Here is a 21918-nt window from a genome sequence, read left to right as displayed (position 1 = left end):
GTTCCACTTACGGTGTAACTGTTATTCCTGGATCGTCTTCCTGCGAGTTTTGTCTTACAACAGATTCTGAGTGAATGCGCTCCACCGAACCAAGATTTTGGCTTCTCTCCTCCCAAAAGTCAGCATTTTTGATACCGACACGTTTAGGATCAAATTCTGGGTCCACTCCACGCTTTTTCTGTTCCACATAGTCTTTCAAACAGGTGATCGCCGGTGCTTGAAGAGCAAGAATGACGAGAATGTTCATCCAAGCCGTAGCACCCATGCCAATGTCTCCAAGTGCCCAAGCGACTGTCGGAGTAGAAACTGCCCCTACGAAGACAGATGTCAGCAATAGAATCCTTAATGTCCATATGAGTCCCCGTCGGGCCTTCAGACTGCTTACCCATCGATTGAAATAGCTAAGGTTCACTTCTGCCGAGTAATAGGAACCAAGAACGGTAGTAAAGGCAAAGAACCCAATCGCAATCGCCACAAAGGACGATCCAAAACCATGCAGGACGGTATCAAGCCCGTTCTGAATGAAACCTGGACCAACAGCTACATCCTCAGGAAGATTTCCGCGGTAGCGGACGGGACTCTCTTCTGAGGGTTGTTCGAAAACTTTAAACATCCCTGTCGAAATGATGATGAATGCCGTCGCGGAGCAAACAAACAATGTATCGACGTAGACCGCGAAAGACTGCACAAATCCCTGCTTTGCAGGATGTGAAACTTCTGCTGCAGCCGCTGACTGAGGAGTAGTTCCCTGCCCAGCTTCGTTGGAGTAGGCACCTCGTTTGACGCCCCACATAATCGCGGAGCCCAAGAGTCCAGCGAACAATTGCTCCTGCCCGAAAGCAGATCTAAAAATTAGCCCAAAGACCTCTGGAATTTGTTCGAAGTTAACGCACAGGATGACTATTGCGAAAACGATATACAACCCTGCCATCGGTGGAACGACAAGAGAAGCGAAGTTCGCAATCCTCTTAATTCCACCAATGATGATGATTGCAATCGCAGTGGTAAGAACCACTGCTGAGACCGTAACATTAATCCCCCAAGCGTTATCTAGTGCTGCAGCTACACTATTCGACTGAATCCCCGGCAAGAAGAATCCCGTAGAAAGAGTGACCACCAGCGCAAAGATGGCCGCTAGAGCCTTCATGAAGGGTGCAAACTTCGTCCCGCGATACGCTTTTTCAATATAGTAAGCCGGACCACCGCGATACTCACCAGTATCGCGGTCCTTCTCCTTATAGATTTGCCCTAATGTGCATTCAATGAAGGATGAAGCGGCACCCATGATTGCAACGGCCCACATCCAAAAAACTGCCCCCGGACCACCAAAAGCGATTGCTGTCGCTACGCCAGCCATGTTTCCAATGCCTACACTGCCGGCTAGGGACACCATGAGCGATTCAAGTGACGAGATTCCGGAAGATGACTTCTCTGAGCTCCGAATCTGCCTTAGCATGTCGGGAATGCATCGAATCTGTACCCCCTTCGTCGCAATCGTAAAATACAAACCTGCACCAAGCAGTAATACAACTAGTGCCGGTGACCAAAGCACTCCACTTATTGCACCTAGAACTTCCATTACGAAGAAGGACCTTTCTGTAATTCTCATCCCAACAAATCGGTTATTAGGATTATGGTCACGTCATAGTGTGAATGTGCGGTAAGTTACGTTAAGGTTGCGGGGTGTTAAAGATGTAGATCGTCGATTCTGCGAGAAAATAGTGGTCGCAGGAAAGTTTTGGTCACTTTTCCATTTTTGCTAACTTTTAAAAATCAACCGATGAGCCGTAGAATCACCCCCATACAGGGGTTAGATTTTTCTTGCTTACTGAAGATTCGGGCACTCCCTGATTTGAAGAGCCGATCTTCTTTCCTCCGTCTACTTCTCGCTTCTGCAATCAAGCAGTTTCAACGCAGCCCCACAACACTGATAAGGGGCGCGTAGCGGGTGCGTGAGCTCGCTACGTGGGGGGGAGTGCTTGATTGTGTACTGGAATGCCTCGTCGGGCTTAGCAGGAGCAAGTCCCTTGAGCAGATATCGCTGTGGAAGGGCTCTTGCGGTTGCGTTGAGGAGGGGAGTATAACCTGCGTGAATTTCATCCCATGGCATTGTGCATGGTTATGACAGCGACTGGACTCTCCGATGAAATGGCGCTGACCGCTACGCCGTGTTCATCTAGCTGCAGAGCAATCTCCTCCTTGCACCGGTCGGCGCGGGTCAACATATCGATGGGAACGACCTGCTCTGACACGCGGAGTGGTAGCCGGTGAGCTTATCCACCCTCTCTTCGGAGTTCGACCACCAAGTGCCTTCTGGGATGGCTTTGGCATAGCCCAGGCTCTGGACTGTAGTGCGGTACTTAACGGGCTGCTTTGAGGAGCTCGTTCGCGGGATTCGATTCCGAAGTTTTGTAGTACCGGACGTTGACTGAAATTCCGCTGGTGAGAGTCTCTAGTGATAAAGATTTCATTTGGATTGCGCTTCGCCAATACGCGGAGGAATTTCCAGTGGCCGGCGTGGAAACCTGAGCTTCGTCGACGAGCGCGTGAACAAATGCACCCTCCGTGCCGGTGCGATGCTCTACAACGTGTATCGCAACTGCTGTCACAGCAGGATAGGGCAGTTTCAAAGGAGAAGTGCACTTGGCGGAGGAGTACTTCATTACTTCCTGTATGGCCTTGCACTCAGCGCGGGTCAGGGGCGTACCGCGTCCGGTCCGTCAGGTAAGGGGACAGGACTTTTCGTTTTATCTCGAGCGTAAGGATCATCGCCGCGTACTCCGGCGAGAGGAACGTGGTATGTGCCTTCACCGATGGCAGCGCGTTTTCTTTCAGAACTGAATCTTCCTCCCATAGACGCATTTTTCAAGGTCACCGAGACCGCTAGGCAGGACATCCGCGTCCATCCCCAGCGCGCTCTTCAATAACGTAGCCTGCTCGGTGATTATGCATCTTGAACACGCTGAAAATCAGCGCATCGATGTCACAGTCCACAGTCTCGACGCCCTGTGGTCTGCGGATTCCGGGAGGGGGGAATGAAAGTTATTCATCTGACCCTTGAGCGCGGCGGCTAGCTTTCGAGTATATGTAGTGAGGGAAGCAGGCCCCTTCGGGTTTTAGCAGGTGCTTCGCGCGATGTACCAGTACTGCTGGAGCGTTCCCGTATAGAATATGTGTACAACTGGGGTCTCGAATAAGGCTGTGATAGTTCCTTCTGGCGGTCCTTTGGGCGTCCGGATTAGTAATCCACCGCATCGCGAACGATTGGGCAGGTCATGCAGTGCCCGCCACCGCGGCCGCGGCCTAGTTCAGCCGACCCAATCTCGACGACCTCGATGCCGGCAGTCCGCAGCTTCTTATTGGTGTGCTTATTGCGGTCATAGGTCACCACCACGCCGGGCTCAATGGCCACGACATTATTGGCGTCGTCCCATTGCTCACGGGCGGCGGTATAAACATCCCCGCCGGTTTCGATGACCTCGAAGCTTCCAATGTCGAGTGCCTGGGCAACGACATCGAGGAAGGAGTCGGTGGGCAGTTCGACGTCGAAAGGCGCCGTGCTCGTAGAGGGGTGCAGAACGATGGGCCGAATGGTGTCCACGACCTTGGGATAGACGGTGACCTTGTCCGCATCCAGGAAGGTCAGGACGGTATCTAGGTGCATCGAGGCGCGGTCGGCAGCCATCGCCGCGATGATGATCTTCTCGGCCGCGCCTTCCTCGAAGAGCCGCATGGCCAGCTGGCTCACGCCCTGCCATGTGGTGCGCTCACCCATGCCGACGAGAACAATGCCCTTGCCAATCGGCATGATGTCACCGCCTTCTAGCGCTGCCAGCCCCGGTTCCTCATCGGTATTGCCAAACCAGAATTTGAAATCCGCCTGCGCAAACCGCGGGTGATAGTTGTAAATAGCCCGGGTCAGCAGCGTTTCCTGGTGGCGCGCGGGCATACGCATGGGGTTGAGGGAGACCCCGCCATAAATCCATGCCGAGTTATCGCGCGCGTACTGCGTATTGGGCAGCGGGCGTAGCGCAAAAGCATCAGGTCCATAGACCTCACGCATGGCGTCGATGGTGCCGTGGCCGAGACCCTTCGGGATTTCGGCGAACGGCAGCCCGCCAATGAGGAGCTCGGCTAGGCGCGCGTTGGGCATCTCGTTGAACCAGTGGCGCAGCTCGCCGCCGATGCCCACACCAACGTTCTTATCCAGCAGCTTGAAGTCCAAGATGAAGTCACGCCCGCCAGGGGTGGCCAGGGTCTCCTCCAAAAGCTTGTGCATCTCCAGCACCTCGACGCCGTAGCTGCGCAGCTGGGCGACGAACTCCGCGTGATGCTTCTTGGCTTCGTCGACCCAGAGGACATCGTCGAAAAGCAGCTCCGCACAGTTGCTCGGAGTCAGCCTTTCGTGTGCGAGCCCGGGTGCGCACACCATGACCTGGTGGAGCTTGCCAACCTCGGACCACACGCCCAGCGGGGGAGTTGTCATCTGCGTGAACCTTTCTTTGCACGCGGTGAACCGTGTCAGCAACTTATGTAGTGAGAGGTGGCACCACAGGAGATAGTTGTGAACTAGATGACAATTCTAAGATAAGTTTGAACTTTTCAAGGTCCCGACAGTGAGGAAAAGTCCACGTAGGTGCAGGTTTTGCCACTGTATGCATACTATTATCTGCGTTTATTCACACGGTCCTGGCGCGCACGTGGTGCGGTTCCTTGCAGCGCTTGCCGACGTCCACCCCTCCACCACTGCGGCAACGTTGAAGACGAAACTCCGAGTGCCTGGAGGGCGTAGCTGCCGATTGCGCACGGAGTTTCGATTTCTCGCGAGGATGTCTTCGACGCCCGGTAGCATTCGACAGGTATCCCGGAATGGAAGCTCCGTCTTTCCAAAGGCTCACTTTAAGGAACGCTACATGACTACGCACAGGAATTACGCTGTCATCGATTTTGAAACTACAGGTTTTGGGTCTACTGACCGCATCCTAGAAATCGGAGTGGTGCTTCTCAATCAGAATCACGAAGCTACGGGAAAGTGGGAATCTCTCGTTCAGCCGCAGCGAGAGATTCCCAACAGCTTTGTCCACCGTATTAGCCCGTCAGACCTCGTGGACGCTCCGATCTTTGAAGAGGTGGCAGGGGAGCTGGCAACTATCCTCGAAGGGCATACGCTCGTGGCCCATAACGCTGCCTTTGAGGCTCGTTTCCTTCAAAAGGAATTTATGCGTTTGGGGCTAGAGTGGCCACACTTTGGTGCCTGGATCGTCGATACCCAACGTTTATTCCGGCAGAAGTATCCAGATGAATCGACAACCCTGGCTCATGCTTTGGAGCGGGTGGGAATTACTAATCGGCGTCCGCATTCCGCACTTGCCGATGCCGAAGCGACCGCACAGCTCTTTGCCACATTGGCTTCAGAAGGCTCCAACTTGTTGATGAGCGCGGCTCCACTTAAGCTGCCGCCTTTTGACTATCCTGCGGGCCGAAATCCGCTGCCTCGTGCGAACGTTCCGGCACAGGCAGCAACAAGCAAGGGCGAGTGGCTAGCCCGACTTTCTGAATCGGTGCCACGGACCGCGGCTGGCGGCGCGGGGAACTACCGGAAGACACTGACTTCGGCTTTGGCGGATAAGCAGTTGTCTAAATCAGAGATTGCACAACTTAGCAGCCAAGCGCAGGCGGATGGCCTCAGCGCAGAAGATTTGCTCAGTATCCATGAGGAATTTATCCGCCAGCTAGCGATCGAAGCGTGGCTTGATGGCCAGATCACTGATGAAGAGCGGGAGACGATTACTGAGCTCAATGAACAGCTGGGTCTGCCATCGGAGCTCGCGACGGAGCTTCTCACCACGCCGCAGCAAGGTGTTTATGATTTGGGCTTGCAGCTTTCTGCCGGTGATCGAGTGACGTTTACCGGCCAGCTTGATCTGCCCCGCGAAGAGTGGGAGAAGAGAGCTACCGCAGTCGGCTTAAACGTCGGAGGAGTAACGAAAAAATCAGCTCTGTTGGTCGCCGCCAACCCAGACTCCATGAGCGGTAAAGCACGGAAAGCTCGGGAGTACAGCATTCCCATCGTGGGAGAGAAAACCTTTGCGCAGCTACTTCAATCCTTGGGTGGTGCAACGGAAGCGGAATCGCAGGATTTGTCATTGGGGGAGCCCGGAGTCGAGTCGACGGGGTTCTCACATATCTTCGCGTGGAGCACCGTCGATGCAGATGCAACCGACGCGGAAATGACTAAGACTCAGCAATTGGCACGGCAGTGGTGCGTGGAATACCCGACTCGTCCGCTCAAAGAGATTTCCCCGCAGCTTACCTCGACGACGCCCATCGAGGCCCAGGGTTCGCTAAAGAGGAGCTACTCCCAATGGTTCGCGCGCTTTCCCGAACCGCTGACCGCAACTGTTCAAGACTTGCAGGATTTGCCCGGTGTGGGGCAACACAAATTGACCGCTATGGTCGAAGCCGTCATTCTCGCCGCCATTGATAATTCCAGCGCGGAAATGCTGGTGGATATTGACAGGCTTAATGATGTGTACGTGGATGAAGAGTTGGGCGAGGCCACCGAAGAATTCTTGGGCCTTCCGGAAGCCCCTAGCATTAACCCAACTGACCTTGCTCTATACGTCGGGTGGCTACAACTGGTTCATCCCGATGCTGCCCTAACCGATCTACCGGATAGCGTGAAATCAGAGATTCCCGAGCTGTTGAGCCAGATGGAAAAGGCTGCACCTTTAGCAACGCTTTTTCAACGCGCCACGGATGAGGTTACTGCCGCCGCGGAAGGTGATGCCCGGAAGATCGAGATTGTGAAGAAGCGCTGGGTTGGTGAGGCAACTCTCGAGGAAATAGGTACAGAATTTGGGGTGACCCGGGAACGCGTGCGTCAATTGGAAAACCAGTGGCGCAAGAACTTTAACTCGCACAATGAGCTTTTCCAGGCGATCACTGCCGAGCTTTTCACACACCTCGCACCGGTTCGCTCGGTGGAAGAGGTTCGACGCGAGTTCCCTGCTCTGCTCATGCCTGCGAAAGAATTTGATTGTACTTTCGGTGAGCTTTTTACCGCAGTGGGAAAGAAGTGGACGGTTCGTGACGGCTGGGTTCTGGAGCCTAGCTTCGATGAAGATGTGGCCCAGAAGCTCAGCGATTTAGCCGATGATTACGGCGTGGTGAGCTTGGATGAGTTGGCTGACTCGCTTGGGACCTCGCATGAGCTCATTGAAGAATTCATCGTGACTAATGACAAGCTTCGGGTCCTAATTCTCGATGACAAAGTGTTGACAAAGGCAGGAAGCTATCAAGACCGTGCAGTTAGTGTGCTTGCTATTAATGGTGAGCCGATGACCGCTGAGGAGATTATGGATTCCTTGGGTGGCGGAAACTTCCGATCGGCCTCGAATCAATTCTCCATTGATCCGCGCCTTATCAGGGTGTCAGCAGATCAGTGGGCTCTTCGGGACTGGGGTGGCGAAGAGTTCCGGAACATCGCTAGCTGGATAGGGGAGAGACTTGATGCCAGCGAGCACACCTACTCAATCGGCGAGGGCGGCTCTGCAGAGGAGGTACCAGCTGTCCCGTTGGATGAACTCCTCGCGGAGAAAGAGCGCCTCCGCATTGCGGAGGCATCAATCCGCCAGTATGCATCACTGGGAGAATTCGAAACCCGCGGCGGGATGGTGTTCAGACGCATCGATGACTCCGCCAACGTCGTTGAAGGTGACATTGAAGAAACCCGGGATGTGTACTGGCGGGATGGCTCGTGGCAGCTTTTGCTTACCGTGAACAAGGACCATCTACGTGGCAGTGGCTTCCCCGTCCCGCTAGGAGTAGCTGCTTATTATGGCATGGAGGTCAACGGAACTGTCGCCCTGAGGAGCAGGCTCGGTGAGCAATTTGTACGCGTCAACCGTTTGAAGCAAGCGACTATCTCGACGATGCGGCGCTTCCTGGAGCAACTCGGCGTTGATGAGGGGCAACGAGTGTGGTTGAAGCTGGGCTCGGACAAGTCCTTTGACGTCACCCGCGCGCCCGATGAGCAACTGGGCCTTAGCGGGTTCGAGCTGCTCTACAACTTTGTAGGCCTTGACCCGCAACTAATCGAGCCTTCTGAAGCAGTGGAGGATTCGCTGGCACGAGTCAATGAAGTCCTCGGGTTGAGTCCTAAGGCACCACGCCGCCGGACCGTTGCTAGATTCCGCCATCGCCGCCAGGACGATATTGCTGATCTGATTCAAGAATTATAGGAGCGGATTGTCCAGCTCCTAAGCGTCAAAGCCATCAGTCCTAGACTCGGCGGGTTCAAAGCCTGCGCCCGCGATCTAGTGCGGCGTAGCTTGAACTCTGCGTGCGGTCACTTAACGCATCTGCAGAGATGCGGAGCAAACCGTGGCCGGGGAGAGCCTTGACTCACACAGGTGAACTGGTAATAACTAGTAATTAAGGCCGGTTATCAAGAGAGAACCGGTACCTGCTACAAGAAGGACTAGAGAAATGTCCACAATAAATAAGCTCCTTGCACCCGGAGCTGTTGAGCTTAACGGCCACGCGAGTGATTGGCGCGGGGCCATTCGCCTCGCCGGAAAACTACTGGAACGCTCCGGTGATGCCACGCAGGCATACACGGAAGCGATGGTGAAATCTGTCGAAGACAATGGTCCGTATATCGTGGTTGCCCCCGGTTTCGCTTTCGCTCATGCCCGCCCATCGGAGGCAGTAAAGAACACAGCGTTGTCGTGGGTGAGGTTGGCTGAACCAGTGGAGTTTGGCCATAAGTCGAACGATCCGGTCACTCTCGTGGTGGCGCTTGCAGCACGTGACGCATCAGAACATCTTTCGGCCATGAAGGAATTGGCAGGGCTGCTGGGTAACTCCGCTACCCGCAGCGCCTTGGACAATGTATCCACAGAAGAGGAACTGCGTGAAGTCCTTGACTCTGCGGGTGTAAAGAAAACCCCAGAACAAAAGGCCGCTGCTACGAGCACTCCGGCGGCATCGCAGGCTGCGCGGTCTGAAAAGAGCAGCGATTCGGTGCCGTCAAAAGGCAAGATTCTCACCGTTTGTGGAAATGGATTAGGCACCTCGCTGTTCCTCAAGAACACGTTGGAACAGGTCCTCGACGCCTGGGGTTGGGGCTCTTACCTTGACGTTGAAGCAACGGACACTATCTCTGCGAAGGGGCGCGCAAAGGAAGCAGATTTCCTCCTGACATCGGGTGAGATTGCTGCCACGCTGGGGGATGTCGGCGTTCCCGTCCACGTCATCGAAGACTTCACCAACATGTCCGAAATTGATGGGGCTCTGCGCGAGCTTTACGACGTTTAAGGTGACCGAAAATGGACTTCCTACTATCAATTGCAAACTTTGTTGTTAATGAAATTCTCTCCGTTCCGGCATTCCTGATCGGTCTCATCACCGCGGTCGGCCTTGCAGCCATGGGCCGCGGCGTGGGCCAAGTGCTGGGCGGAGCTATCAAGGCGACGTTGGGCTTCCTGCTCATCGGCGCCGGTGCTGGTCTCGTCACTGCTTCCCTTGAACCGCTCGGAACCATGATTGCCGGTGCAACTGGCGCACAAGGTGTCGTACCCACCAACGAGGCAATCGTCGGTATTGCGCAGGACCAGTTTGGTAGCCAGGTTGCCTGGGTCATGATTCTAGGCTTTGTGGTCTCGCTGCTTCTCGCGCGCTTTACACCGATGAGCTATGTCTTCCTCACCGGCCACCACGTGTTGTTTATGGCCACCATGCTCACCATGGTGCTGGCCCCGGCTGGCTACTCTTCATGGATCGTCGTCCTCTTCGGCGCCGTTTTGCTCGGTGTCCTGATGGTTGCCTTGCCGGCGATTGCGCATCCGTGGACTCGCCGCATTACTGGTGATGACTCGATTGCCATCGGCCACTTCGGCACTGCCGGCTACCTCGCCGCGGGTGCGGTGGGCAAGGTCGTTGGTGGCAAGGGCAAGAAGATGTCGCCGTCGACTGAAGAACTCAAGCTCCCTGAGGGACTCCGCTTCCTCCGTGATTCCATGGTGGCCACCGCGCTATCCATGGCGCTGATGTACATCGTCTTGGCCGTGCTGTTTATTGCACGCGCGGGTACTGAAGAAGCATTTACTGCTTTTGAGGGCGGTGCCACCAACGTAGGTAACTATCTCATGCAGTCCTTTACCCAGGGCCTTCAATTCGGTGTTGCCGTGGCAGTGATTCTGTTTGGTGTGCGCACAATTCTGGGTGAGCTTGTTCCGGCCTTCCAAGGCATTGCTGCCAAGGTGGTTCCCGGTGCTATCCCAGCTCTGGATGCACCTATCGTCTTCCCGTATGCCCAGAATGCCGTGTTGGTGGGCTTCATTTCTTCTTTCGTTGGCGGCCTCATTGGCTTGGCGGTTCTTTCCCTGTGGCTCAACCCCGCCTTTGGCGTTGCTCTGATTCTCCCTGGCCTGGTTCCGCACTTCTTCACTGGTGGCGCGGCTGGCGTTTATGGCAATGCGACGGGTGGGCGCCGCGGAGCGATCTTCGGTGCTTTCGCTAACGGTTTGCTGATTACCTTCTTGCCTGCGTTCCTGTTGGGCGTGCTCGGTTCCTTCGGTTCTGCCAACACCACCTTTGGTGATGCCGACTTCGGCTGGTTCGGCCTCCTTTTGGGCTGGTCCACGCGTGCCGACGGTGCCCTTGGCCTCGTCTTCGTTGCGCTGTGCGGTGCGGCTGTCTTCGCGCTGGGCTGGGTATCGCAGCGCAAGCTTGTCGACGGGCACTGGGACCCCACCCCTTGGCGCCCCACGCCGGGTGAAGGATCGGGAGCCACCACCGAGAGTGATGTAGAACCACTCGCTGCCGGCCAGACTGCAGCCTCCAAGAAGTACCCCAAGGTTCTGCCGCCTGACGGCGCACCGGTTCCGCCTGCACGGATCTCCTAAGCCGGGTCTAGGCTAAAGAACATACGCGAATCACCGAGTGCCGCGCTGCTGTTAATAGGAAGAGGCGGCGCGGCCTCAGAGCGATAGGGGAAGTGAGGCGGACGCCTAGTGTCTTGCATATTCGCACTGACCAAATAGCGGATTAAGGTGTTTGTATGACTCAGGACCCAATAGTCCCGTTAACGGAACTACCCCGTGGCGAGTTCGCCTTCCCGAGCCCGCTTCGCGACGCCCTCGTCACCGCCATCCTGGACGGCACGAAAACCACCACGACATCCTTACTGGTTGAGCACCCGCGTGGCCATAACCCACGCGAGGATGTGGGCACCCTTGAAGCGGTCCTCGACTCACACGACAACGTGGTGTGCGTCATCCGTACTACCGAGGTCCAGGTCTGCCGGCTCGCGGACGTCAGCGACGAGCACGCCATCGCCGAGGGCGAGGGCTACGCCGATGCCAGTGAATGGCGCGCCGGGCATGAAGAGTTCTGGCGCTCACCCGAGTTCGTTGAATATATCGGGCAGTTAGACATCAACAATGACACCCAGGTGGTGTGCCAGCGTTTCACCATCGACTCGCGGTACCCAACCAGGGACTTAGAGCCGTGGAACGCCGAAACCTAGGAGAGTTGGTACACCTCGTAGTCGCCCGGAACTCCTGCGCCGGGGACATGCTGAAGTCCGAGCTTTAGGGCTAGGGCAATCGACGCCTCATTAGTGGGATCGATGATGGCTACCACAGGGAGCTGCGGGAAACGCTCGCGCGCACTGGCAATCGCAGCGGCTGCGGCCTCCTTGGCATAGCCCTGGCCTTGCGATTCGGGTGCGAAGCGGTAGTAGAGGTTGAGCACTTCCTCACCGGCTTCCTTGCTATGGCGCACACCGGTGAAGCCAATAGTGGTGCCATCAAGCGTGGACACCACGTAGTAGCCCAGCTGCTTCTCGCACCAATTAGCTTGCCATGCGCGTGCCAGCTCCACGGCTTCCTCCCTGGACTTCATAGCCAGTTCGGGGCGGTGCTCGTAGGTGCGAGCATCCGAGTGAATGGCGAAGATGGCATCAATGTCGGCATCTATTGGTGTTGACAAGCTGAGCCGCGGGGTGCGGAGGGCGTGAGCATCATTCATTGCGACTCCTAAGATTGAAAGCTACGGTCTGTCAAGGCTACCCAATCTGGACATGTGTAGTGCAGGCGTTCTTGATCGAAGGTTGCGTTGCTGCGCTGGTCGGTGAGAAAACGATGTTGCCTCAGACCTCTGATACGGGTCCCTCTACCAATTGGCCTGGTTCTTCAAGGGCTTCTTCCTCGAAGAACGACGAGTCTTCCACAGCGTTTCCTTCGCTGACATCGCGTTGGACCGTCTTCTTCAGGGCACCTTCGATGAGCGTGCAGAGTGATTCCCTTCGAAGTCCAAAGAACGCATCAAAGTTGTCGCTGCGCAGTGCTTCGGGTGAAATGAGGTGTCCGCGGAGAACGTCGTCCACGCCGTCGGCATCGAAGCCTGATTCGCTCTCAACCTTGGACAAGTATGCCGACGGTGCGACGCCACCGATGACACGGTTGGTGCGTGCGCTCAGCGTCGTCTTGTTGACGATAGATTCGCGGCGCTCGTCATCAATTCCGTTCTTCTTGCACCAGTCCTTCGGGAAAATATGGTGAATATCCACAGCCATGTCCCTGTACTGGAAAGCACCGAATTGTTTTCCTTCGACCCAGTCCGTTGAGCCCTGTGCCATGATGAGCGCGGCAATGCCTTTATATGCAGCGGCATTGCGGGTGCGCAAGGAATGAAGGCGGGATTCAGCAAAAGTAGCGTCCTGCACGGTGCGCGGGGCGGTAGTTTCTTCACCCATCGCCCAAGCGGGCACCCCTTCGAGGTCACGCACGAAGCGTGTCTCAATGGCAGCGCCATAAAGCTCGCCCAAGACTCCGCTCCAGAACCACTGCGTGATTTTTTCTTTCACGTGGTGCTTGTCTGCTTCCTTGCCAAGGACAACGGCGATGGCAGCTAGCGGCACTAATTGCTTCGGGTAGGGGACATCCCTGAATCGATAGATGTGCAGGTCTGCGAGGAAGCCTGCCGCCCAGATGAATCCTTGGCGCAGGGCGTCGCGCCAGGTGAGGTAGTCGTTCAGCTCAAGCCTTAAAACGTCTTCCCTCTTGGCAGACAGGCCGACTTTGCGGCTTACCGAGGAATGCTTGCTTCGCTCAAGAGTCGTCAGCATGGTGATTGCTTGGAGGAAGTCAGTGTTTTCCACCTTGTGGAGGACATCATGTTCTTTCCACAGCTCCTTGGTCTCCACCCAGTCATCGTTGAGGCGGAAATCGCGCTGGTACTTGTCGTAGTACTCTGCATCGCCGGCAAACACCGCCGTGAGGAGCTCAAAAACGTTGAGTGGGAGTCCACCAACATTGACCTTTTCGAAGACAGTGGCCACCGCTGCCTTGTCCGTCTGCTTGTCCAACTCAATCGCAGGAATCTTGTATTCGTTGACCTGACGGATGATCCCATCGCTGAATGCGGTCATGAGCTCGGTATCGCCCAACTTGCCGAACCATTCGAAAAGCCCCATCTGATCAAGCAGTAGCGAAACGGGGATATAACCCGCTTCGTGTTGCTTCTCCATGCTGCTGAGATCAAGCACGATATCGCGGTTGAAGTTGGTTCGAATTACCCCATCAGCTGGCACGGAGATCACTGCCTCATCCAGCTCGAAGGGATCCTCAATAGACTTCTGGATATTGATGAAGTACCTGCGGTCGAGGCGCTTGCCGCGTGAGTCTTTGGTATGAACCACGCCATCACCCTTGAGGGCTTGGGTAAGCGATGTCAGTCGTTGCTGACCGTCGAGAAGCAAGAACTTGGGCTCGGAAGTGGCAGTAGCCTCGGTGCTTTCGATGGGCCGTGGCTTGAACCTGACAGAGGAGTTGCCAGTTTCCAATAGCATGATGATGCCCAGTGGATGCCCACGGAAAATGGTGATGAGGAGCTGGCGAACGCGCTCGTCCTCCCACTTGTATTTTCGCTGAAAATCGGGGAGCTGAATCTCTCCGTTCTCGGTATTGCGCATCAGCGCCGATAGTTGGTGCATGTTGGTGTTGAAACCCACCGGAGCCTCCTCTGTGGCGAAAACAGTCCTTTCCAGCATGCCTTAAAAGGGACAAAGGGGGAGGAGAACTCGGGAGATTTATTTCGGCTAAAAGCTGTGTTCGGTGTTGGGCTTAGCTAGGTGAAGTGTTCTCGAACTCCTGAGCCACAATCTGCCCAATAAGGTCCATCCCCGCTGATACCTTGGACTCCATGAGCCTTTCCGACTACTCCCAGCTCGCCCCCGGCGTGACCATCTCCTGTCGTGACGAGCACTGGCTGGTCAGCAGCGTCGCGCGCACCACCGACGGCTTCCGCATCCGCGCCCGCGGCGTGAGCGACTACGTGCGCGATACCACCGCCACCTTCTTTACCGCGCTCGATGACATCGAGGTCTTCGACCCCGCCAATGTCACCGTTCGCCCGGATGAGTCACCGCAGTTTCGCCACACCCGCCTGTGGTTGGAGTCCACGCTGCGCCGCACACCGGTGCCGCTGTACCAAAAGCAGTTGGAGGTAGCCACGCAGATGCTGGCGGACCCGCTGGATTATCAGCTCTCCGCTGTGAAGTCGGCGCTGTCAGATGAGCGCATCCGCCCGCGCGTGCTGCTCGCGGATGCTGTCGGCCTGGGCAAGACTCTGGAGATCGGCATGATCCTCGCGGAGCTCATCCGCCGCGGCAGGGGAGAGCGCATCCTTGTCGTCACGCCCAAGCACGTCATGGAGCAGTTCCAGCAGGAGCTGTGGACGCGCTTCGCCATCCCGCTGGTGCGCCTGGACAGCCAGGGCATCCAAAAGGTCCGCCAGAAGCTGCCGGCGTCGAAGAACCCCTTTACCTACTTCCCGCGCGTCATCGTCTCCATGGATACGCTCAAGGCGCCAAAGTACCGCGCGCAGCTGGAGAAGGTCCGCTGGGATGCCGTGGTGATCGATGAGATCCACAACGCCACCAACGCCGGCTCCCAGAACAATGAGCTGGCCCGCACGCTGGCGCCGACCACCGAGTCCCTCATCTTGGCGTCGGCCACCCCGCACAACGGCCGCGAGGAATCCTTCAAGGAAATCCTGCGCTTGCTCGACCCTCTCTCCGTCCTCCCAGACGGCTCCATCGACATGGAGGCCGCGAAGAAGCTCATCATCCGCCGCCACCGCAATTCACCGGAAGTCGCCTCCGTGGTGGGGGAGAAGTGGGCCAAGCGCGGCGAGCCCCGCAACATCCTGGTGGATGCCTCCCCGGAGGAAAACGCCGTGGCGCGCGCCATCGCCGAGGATTGGGTGAACGGCCCAGCCACCACGGCGAATGATCGCCTCTTCCCCTGGACCTTGGTCAAGGCTTTCCTGTCCTCCCCGGCGGCACTCGCGGAATCCATCGCCGCGCGCCAGAAGCTCGACAAGCCCAAAGAGCAAGCCAACCTGGCGCGCCTTAAGGAGCTCAACAACAAGGTCACCGAGGAAAACTCCAACAAGTTTGCCGCGCTCATTGACTATCTCATGGAGATAGGCGTCAAGAAGGGCTCCGATCGCCGCGTGGTCATCTTCTCGGAGAGGGTGGCTACGCTGCGGTGGTTGCAGGAGAACGTCGCCAAACATCTCAAGCTCCCGCAGGGCGCGGTGAAAGTCATGCACGGTGGCCTGTCAGATTCGGATCAGCTGGCGCTTATCGACGAATTCAAGCGCACCGACACCCCTCTTCGTGTGCTCATTACTGGTGACGTCGCCTCCGAAGGCGTGAACCTGCACGCCCAATGCCACCACCTGGTGCACTATGACATCCCGTGGTCGCTCATTCGCATCCAGCAGCGCAACGGCCGCATCGACCGCTACGGCCAGGAACACGAGCCGGAGATTACCTCCCTGCTGCTGGACCCGAAGGATGCCGACGTTGCCGATTCCATCGGCGAGCTGCGCGTTCTCACTCGCCTCATTGACCGCGAGTATTCCGCCAACCAGCTCCTCGGCGACGCCGCCCCACTCATGGGCAAGCACAACCCCAAGGCGGAGGAGGATGAGATCCGCGCGGTTCTCATGCATGAGCGCGACTTCGATGAGGTCGTGGCCTCCCCGGAGGAGATCCTCACCGGCGCGCACGCCAAGCCCGCGCGTGCCACCGAACCCGAGGAGGCCGCTGCCCCCTCCGGCCTGGGCGATGACATCTGGGCACTACTCGCCGCCGCTGCCACCAACGGCGCCGATGACGCCGAGAGCGCCGATAACCCCGAGAGCACCAACGACGACGAGAACAGAGAATCCTCAACGCTTGGCGCTGTCACCCCCGCGCCGTCACGCCGCACAGCGCGCCACAGCCTCTACCGCGCGGAGAAGGACTACCTCGGCGACGCTCTGGCGGAGGCCTACCAAGACTCCGCAGACAAATCTCTGAGCGCTGGTGGCGTGGACTACGTACAGCACGATAATGACATCGTGGAGCTGACTCCTCCGCGCGATCTCTGCCGGCGCTTCGATTACCTGCCGCAGGACTATGTGTCCTACCGCAAGGTCACCGAGCGCCTCATGCTGGCCACCTCCGCGCGCCGCGGCAACCAACACCTCAAAGCCGCGCGCGAAGGCGATTCGGAGAAGTCCTGGCCGCGCGCCCACTTCCTCAGCCCACTGCACCCGGTCTCCGAGTGGGCCGCGGACCGCGCTCTGACGAACATGGCACAAAGCGAAATCCCCGCCGTACTCGGTGCGGTGGATACGCCCACGCTGCTGCTCATGGGAACCCTGACCAACTCCCGCGGCCAAGTGCTTTCCCGCACTTTCCTCACCGCCACGGAAGGCCCCTTCGGCTTCAACGTCCCCGCCGGCATGCAGGCCGTGGACATTGAAATCCATGAAGATGTTTATGCCTGGCTCAACCGCATTGGGCTTAGTGACAACGCCATCAACCCCGGCGAGTTCGCCGTTCCTGATACCGCAGCACAGCTCATCGCTGCTGCAGTAGAAGCCGCCCACAGCCACCTCACGGTGGTCAAGAACACCAACTTGGACCACGCGCAGGACCGCATCGCCGGCTGGCAACAGCGCGCCGATCACTGGCAACAGGCCAACGATGGACAGCAGACAGTCAGGATCAAAGACACCAAGCGCCTTATCCACCAGGACGAGGAACTGTTGAAATCCATGGCTCCGGAGCGCTCCCTCGTGCGCCCACTCGCACTCATCCTCCCAGACACTGACCACTCCAATCCCAACGAAGCAGAGGCACGCTAATGGCAGACTTCGATTCCATCATCAACGTCGAGGAATGGATCTCGGATTACTACCTCACCACCGATGACAAAGGCAGCTCCTTTGGCAAGCGCGTGGAGGAGGCCGTCAAAGAGTGGAAGGCAACGGATAAGGATGCCAAGAGCGCCGGCCACGAGCACACCCAATCCCCGCTGTTGCGCCTGACCTCCCGCAGGGAAGCACTGCATACCAAGCTCTCCGCGCTCTCCATGGAGGCAACCGAAGACGCACTGCACGAGGTCTATGACCTCGTCTCCGCGGCCTTTGGCTACCCGCAGCCACAGCGCCTGGAATTCTCCCGCAACGGCCAGCCTCTCACGCTGACTGCCGCCGCGGATAAGAACCACTCCCTGGTCATCCTGCGCGCCGGGCAGATGGACTCCGTGGAGGATCTCACCACCGTGCCGCTTCTCGGAGTCGACCCGGAACTAGGCCACCAGAACTCCAGCGGTGAGGCCAAGGCCCTCGACATCACCGCCGCCAAGCTGGTTGGTGAGCTCTTCCTCACCGAGCAAGCCCCCGACCTCATCCTGGTCCTCGCCGGCCGCTGGGCAGTCCTAGCGGAGCGCGAAACCTGGCCGCTGGGCCGCTACCTCGCCGTGGACCTAGGCCTGGCCGTTGAGCGCAACGACCAGAAAACCAAAGGTGAGCTTCCCCGAGTTGTTTCCATCCTCGCCGCCGAGCACACCATGCGCGGCGCCGACGGCACCACCTGGTGGCTCGACACCCTAGCCCAAGCCCGCGAGCACTCCGTCAAAGTCTCCGAGGAACTGCGTGGTGCCATCAAGGCCTCGATTGAGATCATCGGCAACGACGTGTTGCAGCGCAGAGCGCAGCAGCACACCAACAATGAAACACACATCACCACCGACATCGACGGCAACGAACTGGCCAACCAAGCCCTGCGCTACCTCTACCGCATCCTTTTCCTCCTCTTCGCCGAATCCTCCCCGGAACTTCAAATCTTGCCCACCGGGGACAACGACTATGACGAAGGCTATGGCCTCTCCCGCCTGCGTGACCTCATCCTGACCGAGCCCACCACGCACCGCACCCAGAACGGCACGCACCTCTACGAAAGCCTCCAGCTGCTCTTCGAGCGCGTCAACCGCGGCCACGATCCACACGATGAAAGCGCCGAGCTTTACGACGCCAACGCCACCGAAGACGGCCTGGAATTCCGCAACCTCGACGCGGACCTGTTCAAGTCTGAAGCCACCTCCTACATCGATGAGGTCAAGCTCTCTAACCTGGCACTGCACAAGGTCCTGCAGAACCTCCTTCTCACAAAAGAAAAGCGGGGCAGTGACCGCGGCTTCATCTCCTACGCCACCCTCGGCGTGACTGAGCTGGGCCAGGTCTACGAGGGCCTGATGTCCTACACCGGCTTCATCGCTCAAGAAGACCTCGTGGAAGTAGCCAAGCACGGTGATCCTTCCAAGGGCTCCTGGGTGGTCCCCGAGCCACAAGCACGCACCCTCCCGCAGGATTCCATCGTCTACGAAGACCGCGAAACCGAACACGGCGGCGTGGAACGCGTCCAGCGCACCCACGCCCGCGGCAGCTTTGTCTACCGCCAATCCTCTCGCGACCGCGAGCGCTCTGCGTCCTTCTACTCACCACCCGTCATCACCGAGTTCACCGTGGGCCAGGCCATCGAGGAGCTCAAAGCAACCGGCCGCATCGACAACGCCGATGACATCCTCACCCTCACCATCTGCGAGCCCGCCATGGGCTCCGGCGCCTTCGCCGTGGAAGCCGTCAACCAGCTTGCCGAGCTCTACCTGAACAAGAAGCAAGCCGAACTGGGCAAGGAAATACCCGGTGAGGACCGCACCCAGGAGCTGCAAAAGGTCAAGGCCTCCATCGCCCTGCACCAGGTCTACGGCGTGGACCTCAACAAGACCGCGGTGGAGCTCGCCGAAATCTCCCTGTGGCTCAACACCATGACCAAGGAGCTCAAGGCCCCCTGGTTCGGCCTGCACCTTCGCCACGGCAACTCGCTGGTGGGTGCCACCCGCTCCACCTTCAGTGCCAAGGAAGTCTCCTCCACCGCCTCGAAGGCAAAGGGCACGCAGAACTACCTCACGCTCACCCCGCAGCACCACCCGCTAAAGGAACTGGCCGATGCCATCGATGCCAACGAGACGGACCAGCACCCCACCGGGCGCATCCACCACTTCCTTGTTCCTAGCCACGGCTGGGGAAGTGCGGTGGACGCCAAGGACCTCAAGAACCTTGCGGCGGAGGAAATCAAGGCCATGAAGGCCTGGCAAAAATCCATCTGCAAACCGCTGAATAAAACGCAGACCAAGCTCGCCACCGCACTGTCCAACCAGGTTGAGCGACTCTGGGAACTCTCCCTTATCCGCCTGCGCATCGCCGAGGACCAAGTCCGCCGTGACCTGGATCTGTGGGGACAGGAACTCAATACTGACAAGCGCACTGACGTGGTCACCCGCGCCCAAGTGGAGGAAGAACTCCTCCACAACAACGAGGGCGCCTACCTGCGCCTGCGCACCGCGATGAACGCCTGGAACGCTCTCTGGTACTGGCCGGTCACCGCCACGGAAGAGCTTCCCGATATCACCGAGTATCTCGCCACCATGCAGGACCTCCTCGGCATCCCCAACGAGGGCCAGAAGCGTTACCGCAAGGACAACCAGTACGCCTTCGGCTTCGACATGTCCTGGGATGAGCTGGACTACGTTGAATCACTCGACCGCTCCACCTCCGGCCGCCTGCGCTACGAGGACGTCCTTGAAGCCCACCCCTGGCTGACAACCGCCAACACCATTGCCCAGGAACAAGCCTTCTTCCACTGGGACCTGGACTTCGCCACCGTCATGGCCAAGGGCGGCTTCGACTTCCAGGTGGGTAACCCGCCGTGGGTGCGTCCTGACGTCAACTTCGATGACCTCCTCTCCGAGTTCGATCCGTGGTTCAGCCTGGCGAACAAACCAACGCAAACGGAAAAGAAGGCACGCCGGGAAGCGCTTGCCGACGCCCCCGGAATCCTCGAATCCCTATCCAAGGGCGCGGGCGAAGCAGTAACGACTGCAGCAGTGCTTCGCGACGTCACCCGCTACCCGCACCTCAAGGACCAGCGCCCGGATCTTTACCGTGGTTTTATGGAACGCACGTGGGCTAACGCCGCCGAGAACGGCATCATCTCACTCATTCATCCCGAGTCGCACTTCACGGAGAAGAAGGCTGCAACGCTGAGGGCTGGTGCTTATCGACGGCTTCGTCGGCACTGGCAGTTCATCAATGAGCTTGTGCTGTTTGATATTGATCACCATAATCCGTACGGCATTCATATCTATGGGCAGCGCGAGGAACACACAAACTTTCTCTCAGCCGCATCGCTATATCATCCACGTACCGTCATCGATTCCTTCAACCATGATGGCACCGGAAACCTTCCTGGTTTCAAAGACGATGACGGTAAATGGGATCTGCGTCCACACCGCGACCGCATCATTACGGTCGACGAAGACACACTCAGAGTGTGGAGATCGATCATTGAAGAGCCGGGAACTCCATTGCTTGAAACTCGCACTGTTTATTCAGTGAATAGCGAAGCAGCACAAGTATTGGCAAAGCTTGCTGCGGCACCACGCATTAAATCCCTAGGTTTGCAGTATTCGGGTGGATGGAATGAAACGACTGCTAAGAAAGCAGGATACTTTGAGACGTCGTGGCAGCATCCAAAGTCTTGGGATGACGTAATCCTTCAGGGGCCACACCTTGGCGTCTCGACTCCTATGATTAAACAACCGAATCCCACGATGAAGAATAACCAAGACTGGTCTGAAATCGATCTTGAAGCTATCGCAGAAGACTTCATTCCAGCGACTGCGTATGAACCTGATCGTATTAACCGTGATTATGACGGTGATTACGGTGCATGGTCTGATGGAATTCAAACTTCGGCTGTTCGGGAGCACTTCCGCGTTGCTTGGAGGCAAATGGCTGCGTTAACTGGTTTCAGAACGTTATATCCGGCCCTGATCCCTCCAGGTGCAACGCACGTCAATGGAGCAATTTCCGCTGGACATTTGGAGTCGCCGGTATCAGTGAAAGTACCTCTCGCCGGTGCTTATTTTTCATCTTTGCTGAGTGACTTTCTAGTAAGAAGCATTGGCTCCAACCTATGGCCGTCGGTCGTTCAAAACACGGCTGTTCAGGATGGTTCCAGGTTTGCTCGTTTGATTGAAAGAAGATATTTGGAGTTGAATTGCTTGACAAAAGCATATGCTCCGCTTTGGGAGGCAACTCTTGAAAATTCCTGGAGCGTTGATTCTGCGAAGCGCAACGCCCGCGACCGTTTTCACGCTCAGAACGAAATCGATGCCATGGTGGCGCTGTCACTGGGCGTGACGCTGGATGAGTTGTTGATGATTTACCGGACGCAGTTCCCGGTGATGAGGCGTTATGACCAGGAAGATTTGTATGACGCGAACGGTCGCAAGGTGCCTCGTGATGTTCTGAAGCTGGAGAAGAAGCTCAAGGATGGGCAGCAACTCTCGGAAGATGAACGCACGTGGACGCATCCGCAGTCTGGCGTGGAATACGTCTTTGAGTATCCATTTGCGCCATTGGACCGTGAAGCGGACTTGGCGGCGGCGTATGAAAAGTATGCTGCGATGATGAACCAGCAATAGTTCCGGAAGCCAGAAGCGAAGC

At 57.4% G+C, this 21918-nt stretch carries 10 protein-coding genes; 6 read left to right on the top strand and 4 right to left on the bottom strand.

Translation table 11 applies throughout. The annotated features are described in order from the left end of the window. Positions 1–7: 7 nt before the first annotated feature. Both HMPREF2743_RS09725 and HMPREF2743_RS09720 read right to left on the bottom strand, forming a co-directional pair. A complete protein-coding gene (locus HMPREF2743_RS09725) occupies positions 8–1579 on the bottom strand; it encodes an alanine/glycine:cation symporter family protein (protein ID WP_070818709.1) in 1572 nt (523 codons plus the stop codon). Positions 1580–3238: 1659 nt separating this feature from the next. Further along, positions 3239–4486, bottom strand: a complete 1248-nt coding sequence (locus HMPREF2743_RS09720; protein WP_070818708.1) for an arginine deiminase — start codon at positions 4484–4486, stop codon at positions 3239–3241. A 427-nt stretch (positions 4487–4913) separates the two neighbouring features. On the opposite strand from HMPREF2743_RS09720, the gene HMPREF2743_RS09715 reads away from it, so the two are divergent. The 4 genes from HMPREF2743_RS09715 to HMPREF2743_RS09700 all read left to right on the top strand — a co-directional run bounded on the left by HMPREF2743_RS09715 (position 4914) and on the right by HMPREF2743_RS09700 (position 11533). Continuing rightward, positions 4914–8243, top strand: coding sequence for an exonuclease domain-containing protein (locus HMPREF2743_RS09715; RefSeq protein ID WP_070818707.1), 3330 nt, complete (start codon positions 4914–4916; stop codon positions 8241–8243). Positions 8244–8490: 247 nt separating this feature from the next. Beyond that, positions 8491–9321: a PTS sugar transporter subunit IIAB gene (locus tag HMPREF2743_RS09710; RefSeq protein WP_070818706.1), complete on the top strand. Its 831-nt coding sequence runs from the start codon at positions 8491–8493 to the stop codon at positions 9319–9321. Positions 9322–9332: 11 nt separating this feature from the next. Next, positions 9333–10910 (top strand): PTS ascorbate transporter subunit IIC, encoded by a 1578-nt coding sequence (locus HMPREF2743_RS09705; RefSeq protein WP_070818705.1) that lies wholly within the window; start codon positions 9333–9335, stop codon positions 10908–10910. Positions 10911–11065: 155 nt separating this feature from the next. After that, positions 11066–11533, top strand: a complete 468-nt coding sequence (locus tag HMPREF2743_RS09700; RefSeq protein WP_070818704.1) for an ASCH domain-containing protein — start codon at positions 11066–11068, stop codon at positions 11531–11533. On the opposite strand, the gene HMPREF2743_RS09695 is transcribed toward HMPREF2743_RS09700, so the two are convergent. Together HMPREF2743_RS09695 and HMPREF2743_RS09690 are read right to left on the bottom strand one after the other, a co-directional pair. Further along, positions 11530–12036: a GNAT family N-acetyltransferase gene (locus HMPREF2743_RS09695; RefSeq protein WP_070818703.1), complete on the bottom strand. Its 507-nt coding sequence runs from the start codon at positions 12034–12036 to the stop codon at positions 11530–11532. The genes HMPREF2743_RS09700 and HMPREF2743_RS09695 overlap by 4 nt on opposite strands. A gap of 121 nt (positions 12037–12157) precedes the next feature. Beyond that, positions 12158–14059: a GmrSD restriction endonuclease domain-containing protein gene (locus HMPREF2743_RS09690; protein ID WP_246824495.1), complete on the bottom strand. Its 1902-nt coding sequence runs from the start codon at positions 14057–14059 to the stop codon at positions 12158–12160. A 152-nt stretch (positions 14060–14211) separates the two neighbouring features. Between HMPREF2743_RS09690 and HMPREF2743_RS09685 the strand changes: the two genes are divergently transcribed. Together HMPREF2743_RS09685 and HMPREF2743_RS09680 are read left to right on the top strand one after the other, a co-directional pair. After that, positions 14212–17211, top strand: a complete 3000-nt coding sequence (locus tag HMPREF2743_RS09685) for a DEAD/DEAH box helicase (protein ID WP_070818701.1) — start codon at positions 14212–14214, stop codon at positions 17209–17211. Next, positions 17211–21896, top strand: a complete 4686-nt coding sequence (locus HMPREF2743_RS09680; protein WP_070818700.1) for an Eco57I restriction-modification methylase domain-containing protein — start codon at positions 17211–17213, stop codon at positions 21894–21896. The genes HMPREF2743_RS09685 and HMPREF2743_RS09680 overlap by 1 nt, the downstream gene beginning before the upstream one ends. Positions 21897–21918 lie beyond the last annotated feature (22 nt).

The organism is Corynebacterium sp. HMSC036D02, from assembly GCF_001836165.1.
Classification (GTDB): Bacteria; Actinomycetota; Actinomycetes; order Mycobacteriales; family Mycobacteriaceae; genus Corynebacterium.
The sequence above is the reverse complement of the archived record's forward strand: the minus strand, read 5'-3'. Positions and strand labels throughout refer to the sequence as shown.

Excerpts from the sequence above, each read along its gene's own strand:
- HMPREF2743_RS09720 (WP_070818708.1), bottom strand. The coding sequence starts at position 4,486 with ATGACAACTCCCCCGCTGGGCGTGTGGTCCGAGGTTGGCAAGCTCCAC.
- HMPREF2743_RS09710 (WP_070818706.1), top strand. The coding sequence starts at position 8,491 with ATGTCCACAATAAATAAGCTCCTTGCACCCGGAGCTGTTGAGCTTAAC.
- HMPREF2743_RS09685 (WP_070818701.1), top strand. The coding sequence starts at position 14,212 with ATGAGCCTTTCCGACTACTCCCAGCTCGCCCCCGGCGTGACCATCTCC.
- HMPREF2743_RS09715 (WP_070818707.1), top strand. The coding sequence starts at position 4,914 with ATGACTACGCACAGGAATTACGCTGTCATCGATTTTGAAACTACAGGT.
- HMPREF2743_RS09690 (WP_246824495.1), bottom strand. The coding sequence starts at position 14,059 with ATGCTGGAAAGGACTGTTTTCGCCACAGAGGAGGCTCCGGTGGGTTTC.
- HMPREF2743_RS09705 (WP_070818705.1), top strand. The coding sequence starts at position 9,333 with ATGGACTTCCTACTATCAATTGCAAACTTTGTTGTTAATGAAATTCTC.
- HMPREF2743_RS09725 (WP_070818709.1), bottom strand. The coding sequence starts at position 1,579 with ATGGAAGTTCTAGGTGCAATAAGTGGAGTGCTTTGGTCACCGGCACTA.
- HMPREF2743_RS09695 (WP_070818703.1), bottom strand. The coding sequence starts at position 12,036 with ATGAATGATGCTCACGCCCTCCGCACCCCGCGGCTCAGCTTGTCAACA.
- HMPREF2743_RS09680 (WP_070818700.1), top strand. The coding sequence starts at position 17,211 with ATGGCAGACTTCGATTCCATCATCAACGTCGAGGAATGGATCTCGGAT.
- HMPREF2743_RS09700 (WP_070818704.1), top strand. The coding sequence starts at position 11,066 with ATGACTCAGGACCCAATAGTCCCGTTAACGGAACTACCCCGTGGCGAG.